This window comes from Bradyrhizobium sp. BLXBL-01, from assembly GCF_051853025.1.
Taxonomy (GTDB): domain Bacteria; phylum Pseudomonadota; class Alphaproteobacteria; order Rhizobiales; family Xanthobacteraceae; genus Bradyrhizobium.
The window spans coordinates 222,684-240,049 of the sequence record NZ_CP182471.1 but is presented as its reverse complement, the minus strand read 5'-3'; the positions used below and the strand labels follow the sequence as shown (position 1 = coordinate 240,049).

Here is a 17,366-nt window from a genome sequence, read left to right as displayed (position 1 = left end):
GACGGCCGGAAAAGGCCGTGGGGGGAGTTCGAGATGGGGACGGTCCTGGATTCTGTCGGCAAGCTGATTGCCGCGTACCTCTCAAAGGAGGTGCCGGGCTATGAGCCGTTCACGCCGAGCGACCCGGAGCATCTGCGCGGCGTCATCGCGCCCGGCGACGTGCTGCTGGTCGAGGGCAACAACCGCATCTCCGGCATCATCAAATATTTGACCCAGTCGACCTGGTCGCATGCCGCGCTCTATGTCGGTCCGATCGAGGGCGCAGAGGAGCCTAATGGCGAGCCACATGTTCTGATCGAGGCCAACATCGGCGAAGGCGTCACCTCGGCACCGCTCTCGAAATATTTCCCCTATCACACCCGCCTCTGCCGCCCGGTCGGGCTGTCCTATGAGGACCGCACCACGGTCTGCCGCTATGCGATCAACCGCATCGGCTTCGGCTACGACACCAAGAACATCGTCGACCTCATGCGCTATTTGTTCCCGCTGCCGATACCGCAGCGCTGGCGCCGGCGCATGATCGCGATCGGCTCAGGTGACCCGACCAAAATCATCTGCTCGGCCCTGATCGCGCAGGCGTTCGACGCGGTGCGCTATCCGATCCTGCCGAAGATCACCAAGGCCGGCAGCCGCGCCGCACGGCGCGAGATCCTGCACATCCGCGATTCCTCGCTCTACATGCCCCGCGACTTCGACATCTCGCCCTATTTCGAGGTGGTCAAGCCCACCATCGTCAATGGATTCGACTACACCGCCCTGCACTGGGCCGACAAGCAAAAGCCGCTCGAGGAGGTGGCGGGCACGTTCAGTGTGTTTCCAGAAGCGCTCCGTGCGCCGCCGCTCGTTCCTGAGGCGATTGACGAAGAGACGCCGACTGAGATTCCGGCTGAAGAAGTGAGCGCGCAAGCCAGCGTGGTTTTCTCCGAGCACTTTGTGCTGCTCAGCGAGCTCGCGGTGTACCGCGCGCAGACGCGGGAGTTGGCGGCTTAGGTTCGGCGCGCGGAGAGATCTCGCCCGGTCTCGTAGGGTGGGCAGAGGCGCGAAGCGCCGTGCCCACGTTCTCACGCGATCCCTGAGGGATGGTGGGCACGCTCCGCTTTGCCCACCCTACGAGACTTCTCCACCGTCATTGCGAGGAGCTCTTGCGACGAAGCAATCCAGACTGCCTCCGCGGTAAAAGTCTGGATTGCTTCGCTGCGCTCGCAATGACGATGGAGAGCGCGAGGCTTACCGCTCCGCCCGTCCGATCACCGCCATCAACTCCGCGATCTTGGCGCGCTGGTCGGCCTTGTCGCCGCTCGCGATGGCGTGCTCGACGCAATGGGCGACGTGATCCTTCAGGACCTCCTCCTCGACCCGGCGCAGTGCGGCGCGCACCGCCGCGATTTGCGTCACGATGTCGATGCAGTCTCGTAGGGTGGGCAGAGGCGCGAAGCGCCGTGCCCACGTTCTCACGCGATCACTAACGGATGGTGGGCACGCTCCGCTTAGCCCACCCTACGAGACTTCTCTACCGTCATTGCGAGGAGCTCTTGCGACGAAGCAATCCAGACTGCCTCCGCGCTAAAAGTCTGGATTGCTTCGCTGCGCTCGCAATGACGGAAGAGAGCGCGAGGGTTACCGCTCCGCCCGTCCGATCACCGCCATCAACTCCGCGATCTTGGCGCGCTGGTCGGCCTTGTCGCCGCTCGCGATGGCGTGCTCGACGCAATGGGCGACGTGATCCTTCAGGACCTCTTCCTCGACCCGGCGCAGCGCGGCGCGCACCGCTGCGATTTGCGTCACGATGTCGATGCAGTAGCGGTCTTCCTCTACCATTTTCGAGAGGCCACGAACCTGGCCCTCGATCCGGCCGAGACGTTTTCCGACGGATACCTTGATGTCCTTGCGCATGGCGTCTATATACCCCTACCGGGTATAGGTTTCAAGACCAGGCGCAAAGGCCGGAACATGGCAATGAACAACAACGAGCACGAGCATCGTCACAGCGCGGAAACGCCTGCCGGGTGCGGCTGTTCCACGAAAGCTGCAGCGCCGGCGGCCAAGCCCGAGGCTCCCTCGTGCTGCGGCGGCCACGGCGATCATACCGGCCATGGCCATCATCACGCCCACGATCATGGCAACGCCGCAACCAAGGTCAAAGACCCCGTCTGCGGCATGAGCGTCGATCCCGCGACCTCGAAGCATCGCTTCGAACATCATGGCGAGACCTTCCATTTCTGCTCGGCCGGCTGCCGCACCAAGTTCGCCGCCGATCCCGCCAAGTATCTTGCCAAGTATCTTGCCAAGGACAAGGCGCCCGAACCGGAGATGCCCGCGGGCACGATCTACACCTGTCCGATGCACCCGCAGATCCGCCAGGTCGGGCCGGGCACGTGCCCGATCTGCGGCATGGCGCTGGAGCCTGAGGTCGCAAGCCTGGAGACCGGCCCCAATCCGGAGCTCGCGGACATGACGCGGCGGTTCTGGATCGGCGGCGTGCTGTCGCTGCCGCCGGTGGTGCTGGAGATGGGCGGCCATCTCGCAAGCCCCCACAGCTGGATCGATCCGACGCTGTCGAACTGGATCCAGCTCGTCTTCGCAACGCCCGTGGTGCTGTGGGCCGGCTGGCCATTCTTCGTCCGCGGCTGGCAATCGCTGCTGACGCGCAATCTCAACATGTTCACGCTGATCGCGATGGGCACGGGCGTTGCCTATGTCTACAGCGTGCTCGGCACGGTCACACCGCAGATCTTCCCCGCCACCTTCCGCGGCCATGAAGGCGCGGTCGCGGTCTATTTCGAAGCCGCCGCGGTCATCACCGTGCTGGTGCTGCTCGGCCAGGTGCTGGAGCTGCGCGCCCGCGATGCGACCTCGGGCGCGATCAAGGCGCTGCTGCAGCTCGCCCCGAAGACCGCGCGCCGCGTCGATGCCGACGGAAGCGAACATGAGGTCGAGATCGACACGCTGCACGCCGGCGATCGCCTGCGCGTCCGTCCCGGCGAGAAGGTGCCGGTCGACGGCATCATCCTCGAAGGCCGCTCGTCGCTCGACGAATCGCTGGTGACAGGCGAATCCATGCCGGTCACCAAGGAGCAAGGTGCAAAAGTCATCGCCGGCACGCTGAACCAGTCCGGCAGCTTCATCATGCGCGCCGACAAGGTCGGGCGCGAGACGCTGCTGTCGCAGATCGTGCAGATGGTGGCGGATGCGCAGCGTTCGCGCGCGCCGATCCAGCGCCTGGCCGACCAGGTCGCCGGCTGGTTCGTGCCATCAGTGATCGTCGTCGCCGTCGCAGCCTTTGGCGCGTGGGCCTGGTTCGGACCGGAGCCGCGGCTCGCCTTCGGCCTCGTCGCGGCGGTCAGCGTGCTGATCATCGCCTGCCCCTGCGCGCTGGGCCTGGCCACCCCGATGTCGATCATGGTCGGCGTCGGCCGCGGCGCGCAAGCCGGTGTCCTGATCAAGAACGCCGAGGCGCTGGAGCGGATGGAGAAGATCGACACGCTGGTAGTCGACAAGACCGGCACGCTGACCGAGGGCAAGCCCAAGGTGGTCTCGATCGTGCCGGCGTCCGGCTTTGCGGAGGACGACATCCTGCGCATTGCGGCCACCGTCGAGCGCGCCAGCGAGCATCCGCTGGCGGACGCCATCGTGCGCGCGGCCAAGGAAAAGCAGCTCAATCTCGGGCAAGTCGAGCAGTTCGATTCCCCGACCGGCAAGGGCGCGACCGGCGAGGTCGACGGCAAGACCATCGTGCTCGGCAATGCCAGATACCTGTCGTCGATCGGCATCGACACCTCAACGCTCGACGCCGCAGCCGAACGGCTGCGCGGCGACGGCGCCACCGTGATCAACATGGCGGTCGACGGCCGGCTGGCCGGCCTGTTCGCGATCGCCGATCCGGTCAAGGCCTCGACGCCGGAGGCGCTGAAGGCGCTCGCGGGCGAAGGCATCAAGGTGATCATGCTGACCGGCGACAACCGCACCACGGCCGAGGCCGTGGCGCGCCGGCTCGGCATCGCCGAGGTCGAAGCGGAGGTGCTGCCGGACCAGAAGAGCGCCGTGGTGACAAAACTGCAGAAGGCCGGCCGCAGCGTCGCCATGGCCGGCGACGGCGTCAACGACGCGCCTGCGCTGGCGGCGGCCGAGGTCGGCATCGCCATGGGCACCGGCACCGACGTTGCGATGGAGAGCGCCGGCGTGACGCTGCTCAAAGGCGACCTCGTTGGCATCGTCCGCGCGCGGAAACTGTCGCAGGCGACGATGAGCAACATCCGGCAGAACCTGTTCTTCGCCTTCATCTACAACGCCGCCGGGATTCCGATCGCGGCCGGCGTTCTCTATCCGGCGTTCGGTCTGTTGCTCTCCCCGATCATCGCCGCGGCGGCGATGGCGCTGTCCTCGGTGAGCGTCGTCGGCAACGCGCTGCGGCTGCGTGCGACGCGGCTGTGACCGCTTTGGCTGCGAGGTCGGTGCGCTCCCTCGCCCCGCTTGCGGGGAGAGGGTTGGGGTGAGGGGGAGTCTCCACAGGGACGGTGACAATTGGATTCGCGGAGAGTCCCCCTCACCCGGAATTCAAGCTACGCTTGAATTCCGACCTCTCCCCGCAAGCAGGGCGAGGTGAGAGAGAGCGGCGCCCGCGGAGGACCTGATGCAGCGGATTACGATCACGATCGAGGACGATCTCCTGGCGGAGATCGACGCGGCGGCTGAAGCGCGCGGCTACCAGAACCGCTCCGAGATCATCCGCGACCTCGCCCGCGCCGGCCTGCAGCAGAGCGCCGAGGATACCGCGCAGACCGGCCAATGCGTCGCCGGCCTCGTCTACGTCTATGACCACGCGGCGCGCGATCTGTCGAAACGGCTGGTGCAGGAATTCCACGGCCACCACAACCTCGCGCTGGCGACGCTGCACGTCCATCTCGACGACAACAATTGCATGGAGATGACGGCGCTGCGCGGCGCGGCCGCCGAGGTCAGGCATTTCGCCGACCACATCATCGCCGAGCGCGGCGTGCGCTACGGCCGCGTGGTGATGATCCCGACGGGCGACGGCAAGCCGGCGAAGGCGCGCAGGCACGGGCATGGCCATCGGCACGAGTAGGCTACTCTGGCAGAGAGTGGCGACTCTTACCCTCCCCCTCCAGGGGAGGGCTATCGCATTTGAGAGCTTTTCCCTGCGGCCATCCTTCGAGACGCCCGCTTGAGGCGGGGTCCTCAGGATGAGGGCGGAGTGCGCGGCAGCAGTTTCAACGGGCACTGACGATAATTAGCCTCATCCTGAGGAGGCGCGTCAGCGCCGTCTCGAAGGACGAGGCGTGCGCGCAGACCGCCGCCACAAGTCATATGCGATACCCCAGGGGAGGTAAGCAAGGGCTCGCGCCGCGCTCGCGGCCGACGGAGCGCGGCCCCACGCCCTTGCCGAAGTCGCCCTGCATCTCTACCTCTCGCAGGTCGTTTACCTCCGAGGGTCCCCCATGCTGGATGCCGCCATCAAGGCGCTGTCGCAAATGATCTCGCCGCCGATGCGCTCGATCCTGTGGCGGTCGATCGGGCTTGCGCTGGTGCTGATCACCGTGCTGGCGATCGGCTTGCAGCGGCTGCTCAGCTGGTTTGCCACCTCCGGCGAGGTGTGGCTGGAAGGCCTGCTCGGGCCGGGCTGGCATTCCTCGCTCGAGGTTCTCTCCTGGATCGTCTCGATCGCGGCGGGCCTCGGCGTTGTGTTCGGCGGCATCTTCCTGATGCCTGCGATCACCTCGCTGGTGGCGAGCCTGTTCGTCGACGACGTCGCCGAGATCGTCGAGCGCGAACATTATCCCGCCGAGCGGCCGGGCGCCGCGCTGCCGTTCAGCCAGGCGATGCTCGAGGGCATCAAGACCGCGCTGCTGACGATCCTGGTCTATCTGATCGCTCTGCCGCTGGTGCTGTTCGCCGGCGCCGGTTTCCTGATCTTCTTTGTCGCCGCCGCGTGGCTGCTCGGCCGCGAATATTTCGAGCTCGCCGCGATGCGCTTCCGCCCGCCGGAGGAAGCCAAGGCGATGCGGCGCGACAATGCCGCGACCATCTTCACCGCCGGTCTGTTCATCGCCGCCTTCGTCTCGATCCCGATCGTCAATCTGGCGACGCCGATCTTCGGCATGGCCTTCATGGTCCACATGCACAAGCGCCTGTCAGGCCCGCGGCCCGAGCTGATCGAGCCGGCGCGGCAGGTGCGATAAATGCACCCGGCACGGCGCTGTCTCAGACCGTCTTCTCCGGCCAGCGACAGAGATCGTTGATCAGGCAGACCTTGCAGCGCGGCTTGCGGGCGAGGCAGGTATAGCGGCCGTGCAGGATCAGCCAATGATGCGCGTGCAGCATGAACTCGGCCGGGATTACCTTTTCGAGACCGAGCTCGACCTCGAGCGGTGTCTTGCCCGGCGCAAGTCCGGTGCGGTTGCCGACGCGGAAGACGTGCGTGTCGACCGCCATGGTGTGCTCGCCGAAGGCCATGTTGAGCACGACGTTGGCGGTCTTGCGTCCTGCACCGGGCAACGACTCGATCTCGGCGCGCGTGCGCGGCACCTCGCCGCCGAAATCGCTGAGCAGCTTGGCCGACAGCGCGATCACGTTCTTTGCCTTGGTGCGGTAGAGGCCGATGGTCCTGATGTAGTCGCGCAAGCGCTCCTCGCCGAGATCGAGCATCTTCTGCGGCGTATCGGCGACCTCGAACAACGCCCGCGTCGCCTTGTTGACGCCGGCATCGGTCGCCTGCGCCGACAGCACCACGGCGACCAGCAGCGTGAACGGATTGACGTGCTCGAGCTCGCCCTTCGGCTCCGGATTGGCCTTGCGGAAACGACTGAAGACCTCGTGGACCTCGGCGGGAGTCCAGGGTCTGGTGGCTTTGAGCGATTTCTTCGCGGGCGCTTTCGGCTTGGTCGCGACCGGCTTTGCCTTTTTCTTTGGAACTGCCGCTTTGCGCGGGACCGGCTTGCGGGTGATTTTCGCCATGATCGGGATATACTGATGGACGATGAGCACAGGCAACGAAATTGCGCGGCCGCGATCTGAAAGCGAGGACGAGCCTCAGATCTTCTCCGCGCTGCTGACGCCGCACCGCTCGCTGAACCGCACCGGCTTTCTCGCCGTGATGCTGTTCCTGAGCGCCGTCAGCTTCGTCACGGGCGTCGCTTTCCTGATGATGGGCGCCTGGCCGGTGTTCGGCTTCTTCGGTCTCGACGTGCTCGTGATCTGGTGGGCCTTCAAGGTCAATTTTCGCGCGGCACGGGCCAGCGAGGAGATCGTGGTGACGCCGACGGAATTGCGGGTGCGACGCGTCAGCCATCGCGGCCAGGTTGCCGAATGGACCTTCAATCCGCTCTGGGTCAGGCTCGACCAGGAGGTCGACGAGGAATACGGCATCGAGCACCTCTATCTGATCTCCCGCGGCCGCCGGCTGCGCATCGCAGGCTTTCTCGGGCCGGAAGAAAAAGCGAGCTTTTACAATGCCTTGGTTGGGGCCCTGAACGCCGCGCGGCGTGGCCCGACCTATAATCCGGTGACCTGAGCACAGTCGGAAATCGGGTGGTTTCGCGCCGCCCCCTCCCCTACATTTCCGGTCATGATGACCCTTGCGATACATGACCAGCGCCTGACCAAACCGGGCACCCAGAACGCCGCGTTGCGCGACTATGATTCGGTGCGGCGGGCGATCGCCTTCATCTCGGCGAACTGGCGCGCGCAGCCGACCATCGAGGCGATGGCGGATGCCGCCGGCGTGACGCCGGACGAACTGCACCATCTGTTCCGCCGCTGGGCTTCGATCACGCCGAAGGCTTTCATGCAGGCGCTCACCCTCGACCACGCCAAGAACCTGCTGCGGGATTCCGCCAGCATCCTCGACGCGGCGCTCGACTCCGGCCTGTCGGGGCCGGGCCGGCTGCACGATCTCTTCGTGACGCATGAGGCGATGTCGCCGGGCGAGTGGAAGAACGGCGGCGCCGGCCTCACCCTGCGCTACGGCTTCCATCCCTCGCCGTTCGGTACCGCGATCGTGATCGCCACCGACCGCGGCTTGTCGGGCCTCGCTTTCGCCGATCACGGCGAGGAGAAGATCGCGCTCGCCGACATGACGCGGCGCTGGCCGAACGCCACCTATGTGGAAGATCACGACGGTACCGCGCCGATCGCAGCGCGCATCTTCGATCCAAAATTGTGGCGGCCGGATCAGCCGCTGCGCGTGGTGCTGATCGGCACCGATTTCGAAGTGCGGGTGTGGGAGACGCTCTTGAGAATTCCGATGGGGCGCGCGGTGTCCTATTCCGACATCGCCTGCAACATCAACAATCCGAAGGCCTCGCGCGCCGTCGGCGCGGCGGTCGGCAAGAACCCGGTCTCCTTCGTCGTGCCCTGCCACCGCGCGCTCGGCAAGAGCGGCACGCTCACCGGCTATCATTGGGGCATCACGCGCAAGCAGGCGATGCTGGGCTGGGAAGCCGGGCAGCTGGGGCTGCAGTAGGCGTAACACGCACACTGCCGTAGGGTGGGCAAAGGCGCATAGCGCCGTGCCCACCATTCTTCCGCGATCATAGATAGATGGTGGGCACGCTTCGCTTTGCCCACCCTACGACAGCGTGTCTGCCGCGACGCTTAACCCGCCAGATCCAGCTTCGAGGCCACGGTCGAGTCGGCGTTGAGGCGGTAGATGATCGGCACGCCCGTCGCGAGCTCGCGCTTCAAAATGCCTTCGGGTGAGAGCTTTTCCAGCACCATGATCAGTGCGCGCAGCGAGTTGCCGTGGGCGGCAACCAGCGTGCGCTTGCCGTTGAGCACACCGGGCAGGATCTCCTGCACGTAATACGGCAGTGCGCGTGCGAGCGTGTCCTTCAGGCTTTCGCCGCCGGGCGGCGGCACGTCGTAGGAGCGGCGCCAGACATGGACCTGCTCCTCGCCCCATTTCTTGCGGGCGTCGTCCTTGTTGAGACCGGAGAGATCGCCGTAGTCGCGCTCGTTGAGCGCGAGGTCCTTCGAGGTCGGCAGCCCCTCCTGGCCAAGCTCAGCGAGGATGAGGTCGAGCGTGTGCTGCGCGCGCGTCAGCACCGAGGTGAAGGCGACGTCGAACACCAGGCCCTGTGCCTTCAGCTTGCGGCCGGCTTCCTTGGCTTCGTTCATACCGAGCTCGGTAAGGTCAGGGTCCTTCCATCCCGTGAACAGGTTCTTCAGATTCCATTCGCTCTGGCCATGGCGCACGAGCACGAGAAGACGTTCGCTCATCAACTGCTTTCCGTGTTGTTCAGTTTAGATGTCGGATAGGCCGAGCACGTCGGCCATGGAGTAGTGCCCCGGCGCCTTACCGTGCGCCCATAGTGCCGCCTTCAGCGCGCCATGTGCGAACAGCATGCGGTCCTCGGCCTGATGCGACAGCGTCAGGCGCTCGAACGCGCCGAGGAAGGTCACGCTGTGATCGCCGGCGACGGTGCCGCCGCGCAAGGAGGCGAAACCGATATGGCCGGGCTTGCGCGCGCCGGTGATGCCGTCACGCCCACGCTCGGAATGGTCGTCGAGGCTGACGCCGCGGCCACTGGCTGCGGCCTGGCCCAGCATCAGCGCCGTGCCCGAGGGCGCATCGACCTTCATGCGGTGATGGGTCTCGACGATCTCGATGTCGAAGCTCTGGTCGAGCGCCTTGGCGACGCGCTTGACCACGGCGGCAAGCAGGTTGACGCCGAGGCTCATATTGCCCGACTGCACCACGACGGCGCGATTGGTGACGCTCTTGATCACCGCATTGTCGGAGCCGGACAGCCCGGTGGTGCCGATGACGTGCACGAGGCCGCGTTCGGCGGCGATCGCGACATTGGCGATGGTCGCCGCCGGCACGGTGAAATCGAGGATGCCGTCGGCGTCCTTGGACATCGCCCAGAGATCGGCGGAAAGCTTGATGCCATTGGCCGGCAGGCCGGCGAGCACGCCGGCATCCTTGCCGAGCAGGTCGGAGCCCGGCGCCTCCAGCGCGCCGGCCAGCACCGCACCCTTGCTCTCGGCAATTGCCCGCACCAGCGCCCGGCCCATCCGGCCGCCGGCTCCCGCAACAATCAACCGCATGTCGGACATGGTGTGATCCTCTTCGGAGCCGTTGTAGCGGGGGGAGGCAGTTCCGGCAACCGAGGGGGATCTGGGGCGGTGACGCGCTCTTACCCTCCCCTGGAGGGACCTGGAGGGGGAGGGTCGATCGCGCGCAGCGCGAGCGGGGGTGACGGTCCCTCCGCGACGAACAGTGCCCGCGTGGAGAGATCACCCCACCCCGCTGCGCATTCCGCTTCGCTCCATGCTCAGCGACCCTCCCCCTCCAGGGGAGGGTAAGAAAGAGCCTCAGCCGTCCTGCGGCTGCGGGCCGTCATAGCCCTCGATGACGATGAGGTCGGCGATCGAGTGCGGCTGGCGCACCTTGATGTTGGCCTGGTATTCCGGCGAGTTGTAACAGGCGAGCGCGGTCTCGTAGTCCGGGAATTCGATCACGACGTTGCGGTTGCGGCTCGCGCCTTCGACGGCGGTGAACTTGCCGGCGCGGACGACGAAACGGCCGCCCCATTTCTTGAAGATCGGGCCGTTGGCGATCGCGTAGGGCTTGTAGCCCTCGTCATTGCTGACATCGACACGCCCGATCCAGTAACCCTTTGCCATTGTTCTTCTCCCTGTTGTTGGTGGGTTAACCGAGCGCCTGCGCGATCTCGGCGTGGATGGCTTCGGCTGTTGCCTTGGGATCGACAGCCTCGATCACGGGTCGCGCAACGACGAGATAGTCGGCACCCGCAGCGATCGCGCGCCCGGGGGTCATGATGCGTTTTTGATCGCCAGCGGCCGTGCCGGCGGGCCGGATGCCTGGGGTGACGAGACTCGTCTGGTGCCCCACGACCTTGCGCAGATTGCCGACCTCCTCCGGCGCGCAGACAATGCCGGCAACGCCAAGCGCCTGCGCTTGCGCCGCCCGCGCTTCAACCAGTTCGGAAACGTGGAGTCGATAGCCCGCCGCATGCAGGTCGTCGTCGTTGTAGGAGGTCAGCACAGTGACGGCGAGAATTTTCAACCCGGAGCCCGCGCAACCTTCGACCGCCGCCTTCATCGTCTGCGGATAGGCATGGACGGTCAGAAAGGTAGCGCCGAGCCTGGTGATGCTCTGAACACCCTGCATCACGGTATTGCCGATGTCGTGCAGCTTGAGATCGAGAAAGACCTTCTTGCCGCTGTCGGCAAGCTTGCCGACGAGGGGCAGCCCGCCGGCGTAAGCAAGGCGATAACCGATCTTGTAGAAGGTGACGCTGTCGCCGAGCCTTGCGACCATCGCCTCCGCGGCATCCACGCTGGGCAGATCGAGGCCTACGATCAGGCGGTCCTTTGGGGCGATTTCGGCTGGCGTCATGTCACCTCACATCATGCGTTGGGAAACGTCGATCAACTGCGCGACCAGCTCCTTCAGCGCGGCGATATCGCCCTCGTTCTTCAGCCTGTCCATATCGTCATAGGCCTGGTCGGCAAAGGCGAGCGTGAGCTGGCTCGCAATCACATTGGCGTGGCAGGAGGAGAGGATCAGCCGCAGCGCCTGCAGCGCGCGGGCGGCACCTAACCGGCTCTGGGACGCGCCGGCAAGCGCGAAGACGCGTTTGCGGAACACCTCGCCGCGCGCCTCGTGCAGCTCGTGCACCCGGCTGACCCAGTCGATCGCGTTCTTCAGCAGCGGCGGCACCGAGGCGTTGTATTCGGGCGAGACGATCAGGACGCCGTGATGCGCGCCGATCATGCGCTTCAGATTGATCGCGTGCTTGGGCACGCCGGATTTGGCCTGGAGATCGCCGTCGTAGATCGGCAGCGGAAAATCGGCGAGCGAGATGCGGGTGACGTCGACGCCGGCCTGCGCGAATTCGTAGGCCGCCACCGCCGCCAGCTTCGCATTGTGCGAGCCGGTGCGCAGCGAGCCGGGAATGATCAGGATCTTGGGAGCTGGCATCCAATCCCACGCGTTCGGCGAAACGAGCCCGCCGCGCAAAGGAGGAGCCGGCGGAATTAATGCTTGCGATACACCCAGACGCGGGCCGGCGGAAGGTTCATCCAGATCCGTTCCGAGGCCTCTGTGGACACGCCGGGCAGCGATTTCGGGATCGGCGGCACCACCGCATAGGTGAACTGGATGAACGGCGCACCAGGCGCGAGAGCGGTGAAGGCATCGCGGACGAGCCGCAGCCGCGTCAGCATCGGTTTTGTGACGAGCGGCAGGCCGGACACGACCGCACTGGCCGGCGCGCTCAAGACATTCCAGAGCGTATCGCGCAGGCGATAGGCATCGCCCTGCACCACCTTGGCTTGCGGGTAGCGGTCACGCAGCAGCGCGCAGAAGCCGGGATTGTATTCGACGAGAACGAGACGCTTCTGGTCGACCCCGCGCTCGATCAGCGCGGAGGTGATGGCGCCGGTGCCGGGTCCGAGTTCGACCACCGGTGCGTCGGAATCGGGATCGACATAATGCGCCATGGTCCGCGCCAGCAGCTTGCCGGACGGCATCACCGCGCCCATGTGCAGGGGCTTTTCGATCCACGACCTGAGAAAGCGCACCTCGTCGTCAAGACGAGGCTTCTTCAACGCACGCGCGGACGATGGCAATGGCATGTCGGGACCGGACGGAACCGCGGGACCGCGGCGTGTCAGAAAATGGTCATAAAGACGTATAGGCCGGAGGCGATACGGTCAAGACGAGTCAATTCGCCCGATTGCCGAAGAAATCCTTGACCTTGGCGAAGAAACCCTCGGCTTCCGGCTGGGTGTTGCCGGAGGAGAGCTTTTCGAACTCGGCCAGCAATTCCTGCTGCTTCTTGGTCAGGTTCTGCGGGGTCTCGACCATGACCTGAACGTACATGTCGCCCATCTGGCGCGACCGCAGCACCGGCATGCCCTTTGATGCAATGCGGAATCGGCGTCCCGACTGGGTGCCGGCGGGCACCTTCACCTTGGTCTTGCCCTTCTCGATGGTCGGCACCTCGAATTCGCCGCCGAGCGCGGCGGTGACCATCGAGATCGGCACGCGACAATGCAGGTCGGCACCGTCGCGCTGGAAGAACTGGTGCTGGGCCAGCGACAGGAAGATGTAGAGATCGCCGGGCGGCCCGCCGCGGACGCCGGCCTCGCCCTCGCCGGCGAGCCTGATCCGTGTGCCGTCCTCGACGCCTTGCGGAATGTTGACCGAGAGCGTCCGCTCGCGGGTCACCCGCCCTTGTCCCGAGCAGGACGGGCAGGCGTCCTCGATCATCTGGCCGCGGCCCTGACAGCCCGGGCAGGTCCGCTCCAGCGTGAAGAAGCCCTGCGACTGTCGCACGCGGCCGGCGCCGCCGCAGGTCGAGCAGGTCTTCGGCTTGGTGCCGGCCTTGGCACCGATGCCCGAGCAGGCCTCGCAGGTGACCGAGACCGGAATCTCGATCTGCGCGGTCTTGCCGCCAAAGGCTTCCTCGAGCGTAATTTCCATGTTGTAGCGCAGGTCGGCGCCGCGCTCGCGGCCGCCGCGGCCGCGCTGTCCGGCCATGCCGAACAGATCCTCGAAAATGTCAGAGAAAGAGGAGGCGAAGCCCGCACCGAAACCAGCGCCGCCGCCGAAGCCGCCGCCCTGCTCGAACGCGGCGTGGCCGTAGCGATCATAGGCGGCGCGCTTGTCCTTGTCCTTCAGGACCTCGTAAGCCTCGTTGATTTCCTTGAACTTGACTTCGCTGGTCTCATCCCCCGGATTGCGGTCGGGATGGAATTTCATTGCGAGCTTGCGGAACGACGATTTCAGCTTGCCTTCGTCGGCGTCGCGTTCGACTTCGAGGGTCTCGTAATAGCAGCGCTTGGTGGACGTGGACATGTGGGACTCGGTCTATCCAATCGCGATTCAAGTTGGAGCAAAACGACGTCGCCAAGCGACGATATAGGCAGCCTTCCGCCTTGCGGCAGAGGGCACCGTGCCTGCGTTCAGCATAACGGTCGGGAATTGATTGATCGTAACGGGCGCCTCGCCCCGTCCCGACACGACGGCCTCCCCCGCGAGGGAGGAGGCCGGTAGCGTGTGTGGGGTCCAAGCCGTCCGCATCGTCACCCTCTCGGGGCTTAAGCGGACTTCTTGTTGTTCTTGTCGTCGTCGACCTCGGTGAATTCCGCGTCGACGACGTCGTCCTTGGCCGCGTCCTTCTTGGCGTCGGCCTCGGCCTGCTGCTTGTACATGGCCTCGCCGAGCTTCATCGAAGCCTGCGCCAGCGTCTGGGTCTTGGCCTTGATCGCCTCGGCATCGTCGCCCTTCAGCGCTTCCTTGAGGTCGCTGACGGCATCCTCGATGGCGCGGCGCTCGCTCTCGGCAACCTTCGAGCCGTGCTCGGCCAAGGCCTTCTCGGTCGAATGCACCAGACCATCCGCCTCGTTCTTGGCGGTGACGGCCTCGCGGCGCCTCTTGTCGGCCTCGGCATTGGCCTCGGCGTCCTTGACCATCTTCTCGATGTCGGCTTCCGACAGGCCGCCGGAGGCCTGGATGCGGATCTGCTGCTCCTTGCCGGTGGCCTTGTCCTTGGCCGAAACGTTGACGATGCCGTTGGCGTCGATGTCGAAGGTCACCTCGATCTGCGGCATGCCGCGCGGGGCCGGCGGAATGCCCATCAGGTCGAACTGGCCGAGCATCTTGTTGTCGGCCGCCATTTCACGCTCGCCCTGGAAGACGCGGATGGTGACGGCATTCTGATTGTCTTCAGCCGTCGAGAACACCTGGCTCTTCTTGGTCGGGATCGTGGTGTTGCGGTCGATGATGCGGGTGAACACGCCGCCCAGCGTCTCGATGCCCAGCGACAGCGGGGTCACGTCGAGCAGCAGCACGTCCTTGACGTCGCCCTGGAGCACGCCGGCCTGGATCGCGGCACCGATCGCCACGACTTCGTCCGGGTTGACGCCCTTGTGCGGCTCCTTGCCGAACAGCTGCTTCACGACTTCCTGGACCTTTGGCATGCGCGACATGCCGCCGACCAGCACGACCTCGCCGATCTCACCGGCGGTGACGCCGGCGTCCTTCAGCGCCTTGCGGCAGGGCTCGACGGTCTTCTGGATGAGGTCGTCGACCAGCGCCTCGAACTTGGCGCGGGTGAGCTTCATCGTCAGATGCTTCGGGCCGGTCTGGTCCGCGGTGATGAAGGGCAGGTTGATCTCGGTCTGCGTCGTCGAGGACAGCTCGATCTTGGCCTTTTCAGCGGCTTCCTTCAGACGCTGCAGGGCGAGCTTGTCGTTGCGCAGGTTGATGCCCTGCTCCTTCTGGAATTCGTCGGCGAGATAGCCGACCAGGCGCATGTCGAAATCTTCGCCGCCGAGGAAGGTGTCGCCGTTGGTCGACTTCACCTCGAACACGCCGTCGCCGATTTCGAGAATGGAGATATCGAACGTGCCGCCGCCGAGGTCGTATACCGCGATGGTGCCGGCCTTGGTCTTGTCGAGACCATAGGCGAGCGCGGCCGCGGTCGGCTCGTTGATGATGCGCAGCACTTCAAGGCCCGCGATCTTGCCGGCGTCCTTGGTCGCCTGGCGCTGGGCGTCGTTGAAGTAGGCGGGAACGGTGATGACGGCCTGCTCGACCTTCTGGCCGAGATGGGTTTCCGCGGTCTCCTTCATCTTCTGCAAGATGAACGCCGAGACCTGCGAGGGCGAGTAGGTCTGGCCGTCGGCCTCGACCCAGGCGTCGCCGTTGGAAGCCTTCACGATCTTGTAGGGAACGAGCTTCTTGTCCTTCTCGACCATCGGGTCGTCGTAGCGGCGGCCGATGAGGCGCTTCACTGCGAAGAAGGTGCGCTCGGGATTGGTGACGGCCTGGCGCTTGGCCGGCTGGCCGACGAGGCGCTCACCGTCATCCGTGACGGCGACGATCGAAGGCGTCGTGCGCATGCCTTCGGAATTCTCGATGACTTTGGCGTTCTTGCCATCCATCACGGCGACGCACGAATTCGTGGTGCCGAGGTCGATCCCAATGACCTTTCCCATGGTCCTGATATCCTTCTTTTTGCGGCAGGTTGGCTGGGCCCAAGAGGCACCCGAACCGAAACCCCCTAAGATCAAACATCCGCGATATTGCGATGATTGAGGCTCATATAGGAGGGGGGGAGGGGCCCGCAAGGACCGAAGCTACGTTTCTGCCGCTAAAACATTGGGTTTTGGAAGGTGATATCCGGGCTCAACCGCCCTTGCGGGTGAGGAAATATTAACAGGTCCGGGCCTCGGCAAGCCCCTGCACCCGCGGGCCCGGGTCGCCCTGTTACCGCAAGCCCAAACCCGGTAAAAGGCGGACCGGCCGGGCAGCCGCGAGCGCTGCTTCGCGCGACAAAGCGGCCCGGTGGCCAACCATCGAACGGCCTCAATGTGAACCAATCAGAGTGCTCATGAAGCTGATCCGCCCCCTCGCCGCGCTCGCCCTCCTCGCCGCTTCCGCGCTTCCGGCCTGCGCCGCCGACGCCGTGTTTCCGCCCGGCTTGCGTCTCGGCATGGTGCCGCTGATCGGCCTCAGCACGGCCAAGACCTTTCCGGGCTTCGAGAGCGAGGACGGCAGCGTCAAGGTGCTGGTCACCGAGCTGCCGCCGGCGGCCTATGGCGAGGTCGTGAGCGCCTTCAATTCCAATCCCGGCGGGACGGGCGGCGTCAAGCAGGACAAGGTCGAGACCCCCGCGGGTCTAGCCTATTTCACCACCGAAAGCGGCAAGGCCGGCGATACGCCGGTGAAGCGCTATTCGATGATCGTGCCCGGCGCCGGCTTCTCCGGCTATGTCGCGGTGCAGATCCCGGAGAATGCGACCAAGATCTACACGGACGAGGCGGTGCGACAGATGTTCGCGAGCGCCACCACGCGCAGGCAGGTGTCGGCCGAAGAGCAGCTCGCACTGCTGCCGTTCAAGATCACCGATCTCGCCGACTTCAAGGACGTCCGGACGCTGGCACCGGGCTCCAGCATCATCCTGGCCGACGGTGACGAGAGCGCCGGCTACGAGTCAAAGCCGTTCATCATCCTCGGCCTGATCGGCGCCACCCCGCAAGCCGCAGACGACCGCGCCCGCTTCGCCCAGGAGGCAGCGCGCCAGATTCCCGGCGTGCGCGAGTCGCGCATCACCATGTCCGAGCCGATCCGCATCAACGGCCAGCAGGGTTTCGAGACCCGGATCGACGGCGTCAGCGGCAAGGACAAGACCCCTGTTACCGTGGTGCAGTGGATCCGTTTCTCCACCGGCGGCACCTCGCTGCGCATCATCGCCAGCGCCCCGCGCGACCAGTGGCAAGCCGCCTTCACCCGCTTCCGCGCCGTGCGCGACGGGATTCAGCCGAAGGGGTGAGGCTCGGGGCTTCAGCACATTCAGTGCCATCCCCGCCTA

General features: G+C 65.5%; 17 protein-coding genes and 1 pseudogene. 7 read left to right on the top strand and 11 right to left on the bottom strand.

Annotated features, from left to right (window positions below):
• Positions 1-33 precede the first annotated feature (33 nt).
• The gene (locus ACNJYA_RS01145; protein WP_439401875.1) at positions 34-990 is read left to right on the top strand and encodes a YiiX/YebB-like N1pC/P60 family cysteine hydrolase; all 957 of its coding nucleotides are present in this window, start codon (positions 34-36) and stop codon (positions 988-990) included.
• A 237-nt stretch (positions 991-1,227) separates the two neighbouring features.
• Here the strand turns inward: ACNJYA_RS01145 and ACNJYA_RS01140 are convergent.
• Together ACNJYA_RS01140 and ACNJYA_RS01135 are read right to left on the bottom strand one after the other, a co-directional pair.
• Positions 1,228-1,413: pseudogene (locus tag ACNJYA_RS01140) on the bottom strand (metal-sensitive transcriptional regulator); the annotation flags it as partial.
• Between the two features lie 204 nt (positions 1,414-1,617).
• A complete protein-coding gene (locus ACNJYA_RS01135; protein ID WP_260381501.1) occupies positions 1,618-1,893 on the bottom strand; it encodes a metal-sensitive transcriptional regulator in 276 nt (91 codons plus the stop codon).
• Positions 1,894-1,956: 63 nt separating this feature from the next.
• On the opposite strand from ACNJYA_RS01135, the gene ACNJYA_RS01130 reads away from it, so the two are divergent.
• From ACNJYA_RS01130 to ACNJYA_RS01120, 3 genes are all read left to right on the top strand, one after another.
• Complete coding sequence (locus ACNJYA_RS01130) at positions 1,957-4,431, top strand: heavy metal translocating P-type ATPase (protein ID WP_439401874.1); 2,475 nt, start codon at positions 1,957-1,959, stop codon at positions 4,429-4,431.
• Between the two features lie 199 nt (positions 4,432-4,630).
• Positions 4,631-5,083 carry a nickel-responsive transcriptional regulator NikR gene (nikR, locus tag ACNJYA_RS01125; RefSeq protein ID WP_439401873.1) on the top strand — a complete coding sequence of 151 codons (453 nt, stop codon included), beginning with the start codon at positions 4,631-4,633 and terminating at the stop codon, positions 5,081-5,083.
• Positions 5,084-5,456: 373 nt separating this feature from the next.
• Positions 5,457-6,197 carry a sulfate transporter family protein gene (locus tag ACNJYA_RS01120; RefSeq protein WP_271510322.1) on the top strand — a complete coding sequence of 247 codons (741 nt, stop codon included), beginning with the start codon at positions 5,457-5,459 and terminating at the stop codon, positions 6,195-6,197.
• A 22-nt stretch (positions 6,198-6,219) separates the two neighbouring features.
• Here ACNJYA_RS01120 and nth read toward each other — a convergent pair whose 3' ends face one another.
• Positions 6,220-6,972, bottom strand: coding sequence for an endonuclease III (gene nth / locus ACNJYA_RS01115; protein ID WP_439401872.1), 753 nt, complete (start codon positions 6,970-6,972; stop codon positions 6,220-6,222).
• 22 nt (positions 6,973-6,994) lie between these two features.
• On the opposite strand from nth, the gene ACNJYA_RS01110 reads away from it, so the two are divergent.
• Both ACNJYA_RS01110 and ACNJYA_RS01105 read left to right on the top strand, forming a co-directional pair.
• Entirely contained in the window at positions 6,995-7,528 is a 534-nt protein-coding gene (locus ACNJYA_RS01110; protein ID WP_439401871.1) for a DUF2244 domain-containing protein, read from the top strand.
• Positions 7,529-7,582: 54 nt separating this feature from the next.
• Entirely contained in the window at positions 7,583-8,479 is an 897-nt protein-coding gene (locus tag ACNJYA_RS01105) for a methylated-DNA--[protein]-cysteine S-methyltransferase (protein WP_212257817.1), read from the top strand.
• Between the two features lie 131 nt (positions 8,480-8,610).
• Here the strand turns inward: ACNJYA_RS01105 and ACNJYA_RS01100 are convergent, their stop codons facing one another.
• The 8 genes from ACNJYA_RS01100 to dnaK form a co-directional block, all read right to left on the bottom strand.
• Positions 8,611-9,234, bottom strand: coding sequence for a 2,3-bisphosphoglycerate-dependent phosphoglycerate mutase (locus ACNJYA_RS01100; RefSeq protein WP_439401870.1), 624 nt, complete (start codon positions 9,232-9,234; stop codon positions 8,611-8,613).
• 24 nt (positions 9,235-9,258) lie between these two features.
• Entirely contained in the window at positions 9,259-10,074 is an 816-nt protein-coding gene (gene dapB / locus ACNJYA_RS01095) for a 4-hydroxy-tetrahydrodipicolinate reductase (protein WP_439401869.1), read from the bottom strand.
• Between the two features lie 258 nt (positions 10,075-10,332).
• Positions 10,333-10,644 (bottom strand): DUF1330 domain-containing protein, encoded by a 312-nt coding sequence (locus ACNJYA_RS01090; protein WP_036003256.1) that lies wholly within the window; start codon positions 10,642-10,644, stop codon positions 10,333-10,335.
• Between the two features lie 25 nt (positions 10,645-10,669).
• Complete coding sequence (gene pyrF, locus ACNJYA_RS01085) at positions 10,670-11,380, bottom strand: orotidine-5'-phosphate decarboxylase (protein WP_439401868.1); 711 nt, start codon at positions 11,378-11,380, stop codon at positions 10,670-10,672.
• A 6-nt stretch (positions 11,381-11,386) separates the two neighbouring features.
• A complete protein-coding gene (locus ACNJYA_RS01080; protein WP_439401867.1) occupies positions 11,387-11,965 on the bottom strand; it encodes an NADPH-dependent FMN reductase in 579 nt (192 codons plus the stop codon).
• 56 nt (positions 11,966-12,021) lie between these two features.
• The gene (locus ACNJYA_RS01075) at positions 12,022-12,621 is read right to left on the bottom strand and encodes a class I SAM-dependent methyltransferase (RefSeq protein ID WP_172787786.1); all 600 of its coding nucleotides are present in this window, start codon (positions 12,619-12,621) and stop codon (positions 12,022-12,024) included.
• Between the two features lie 88 nt (positions 12,622-12,709).
• Entirely contained in the window at positions 12,710-13,846 is a 1,137-nt protein-coding gene (gene dnaJ / locus ACNJYA_RS01070) for a molecular chaperone DnaJ (protein WP_172787787.1), read from the bottom strand.
• Positions 13,847-14,088: 242 nt separating this feature from the next.
• On the bottom strand, positions 14,089-15,990 hold the full coding sequence (gene dnaK, locus ACNJYA_RS01065) for a molecular chaperone DnaK (protein WP_439401866.1): 1,902 nt from the start codon (positions 15,988-15,990) through the stop codon (positions 14,089-14,091).
• Positions 15,991-16,385: 395 nt separating this feature from the next.
• Here dnaK and ACNJYA_RS01060 point away from each other — a divergent pair, with 395 nt between their 5' ends.
• Positions 16,386-17,327 carry a hypothetical protein gene (locus ACNJYA_RS01060; protein WP_212257822.1) on the top strand — a complete coding sequence of 314 codons (942 nt, stop codon included), beginning with the start codon at positions 16,386-16,388 and terminating at the stop codon, positions 17,325-17,327.
• Positions 17,328-17,366 lie beyond the last annotated feature (39 nt).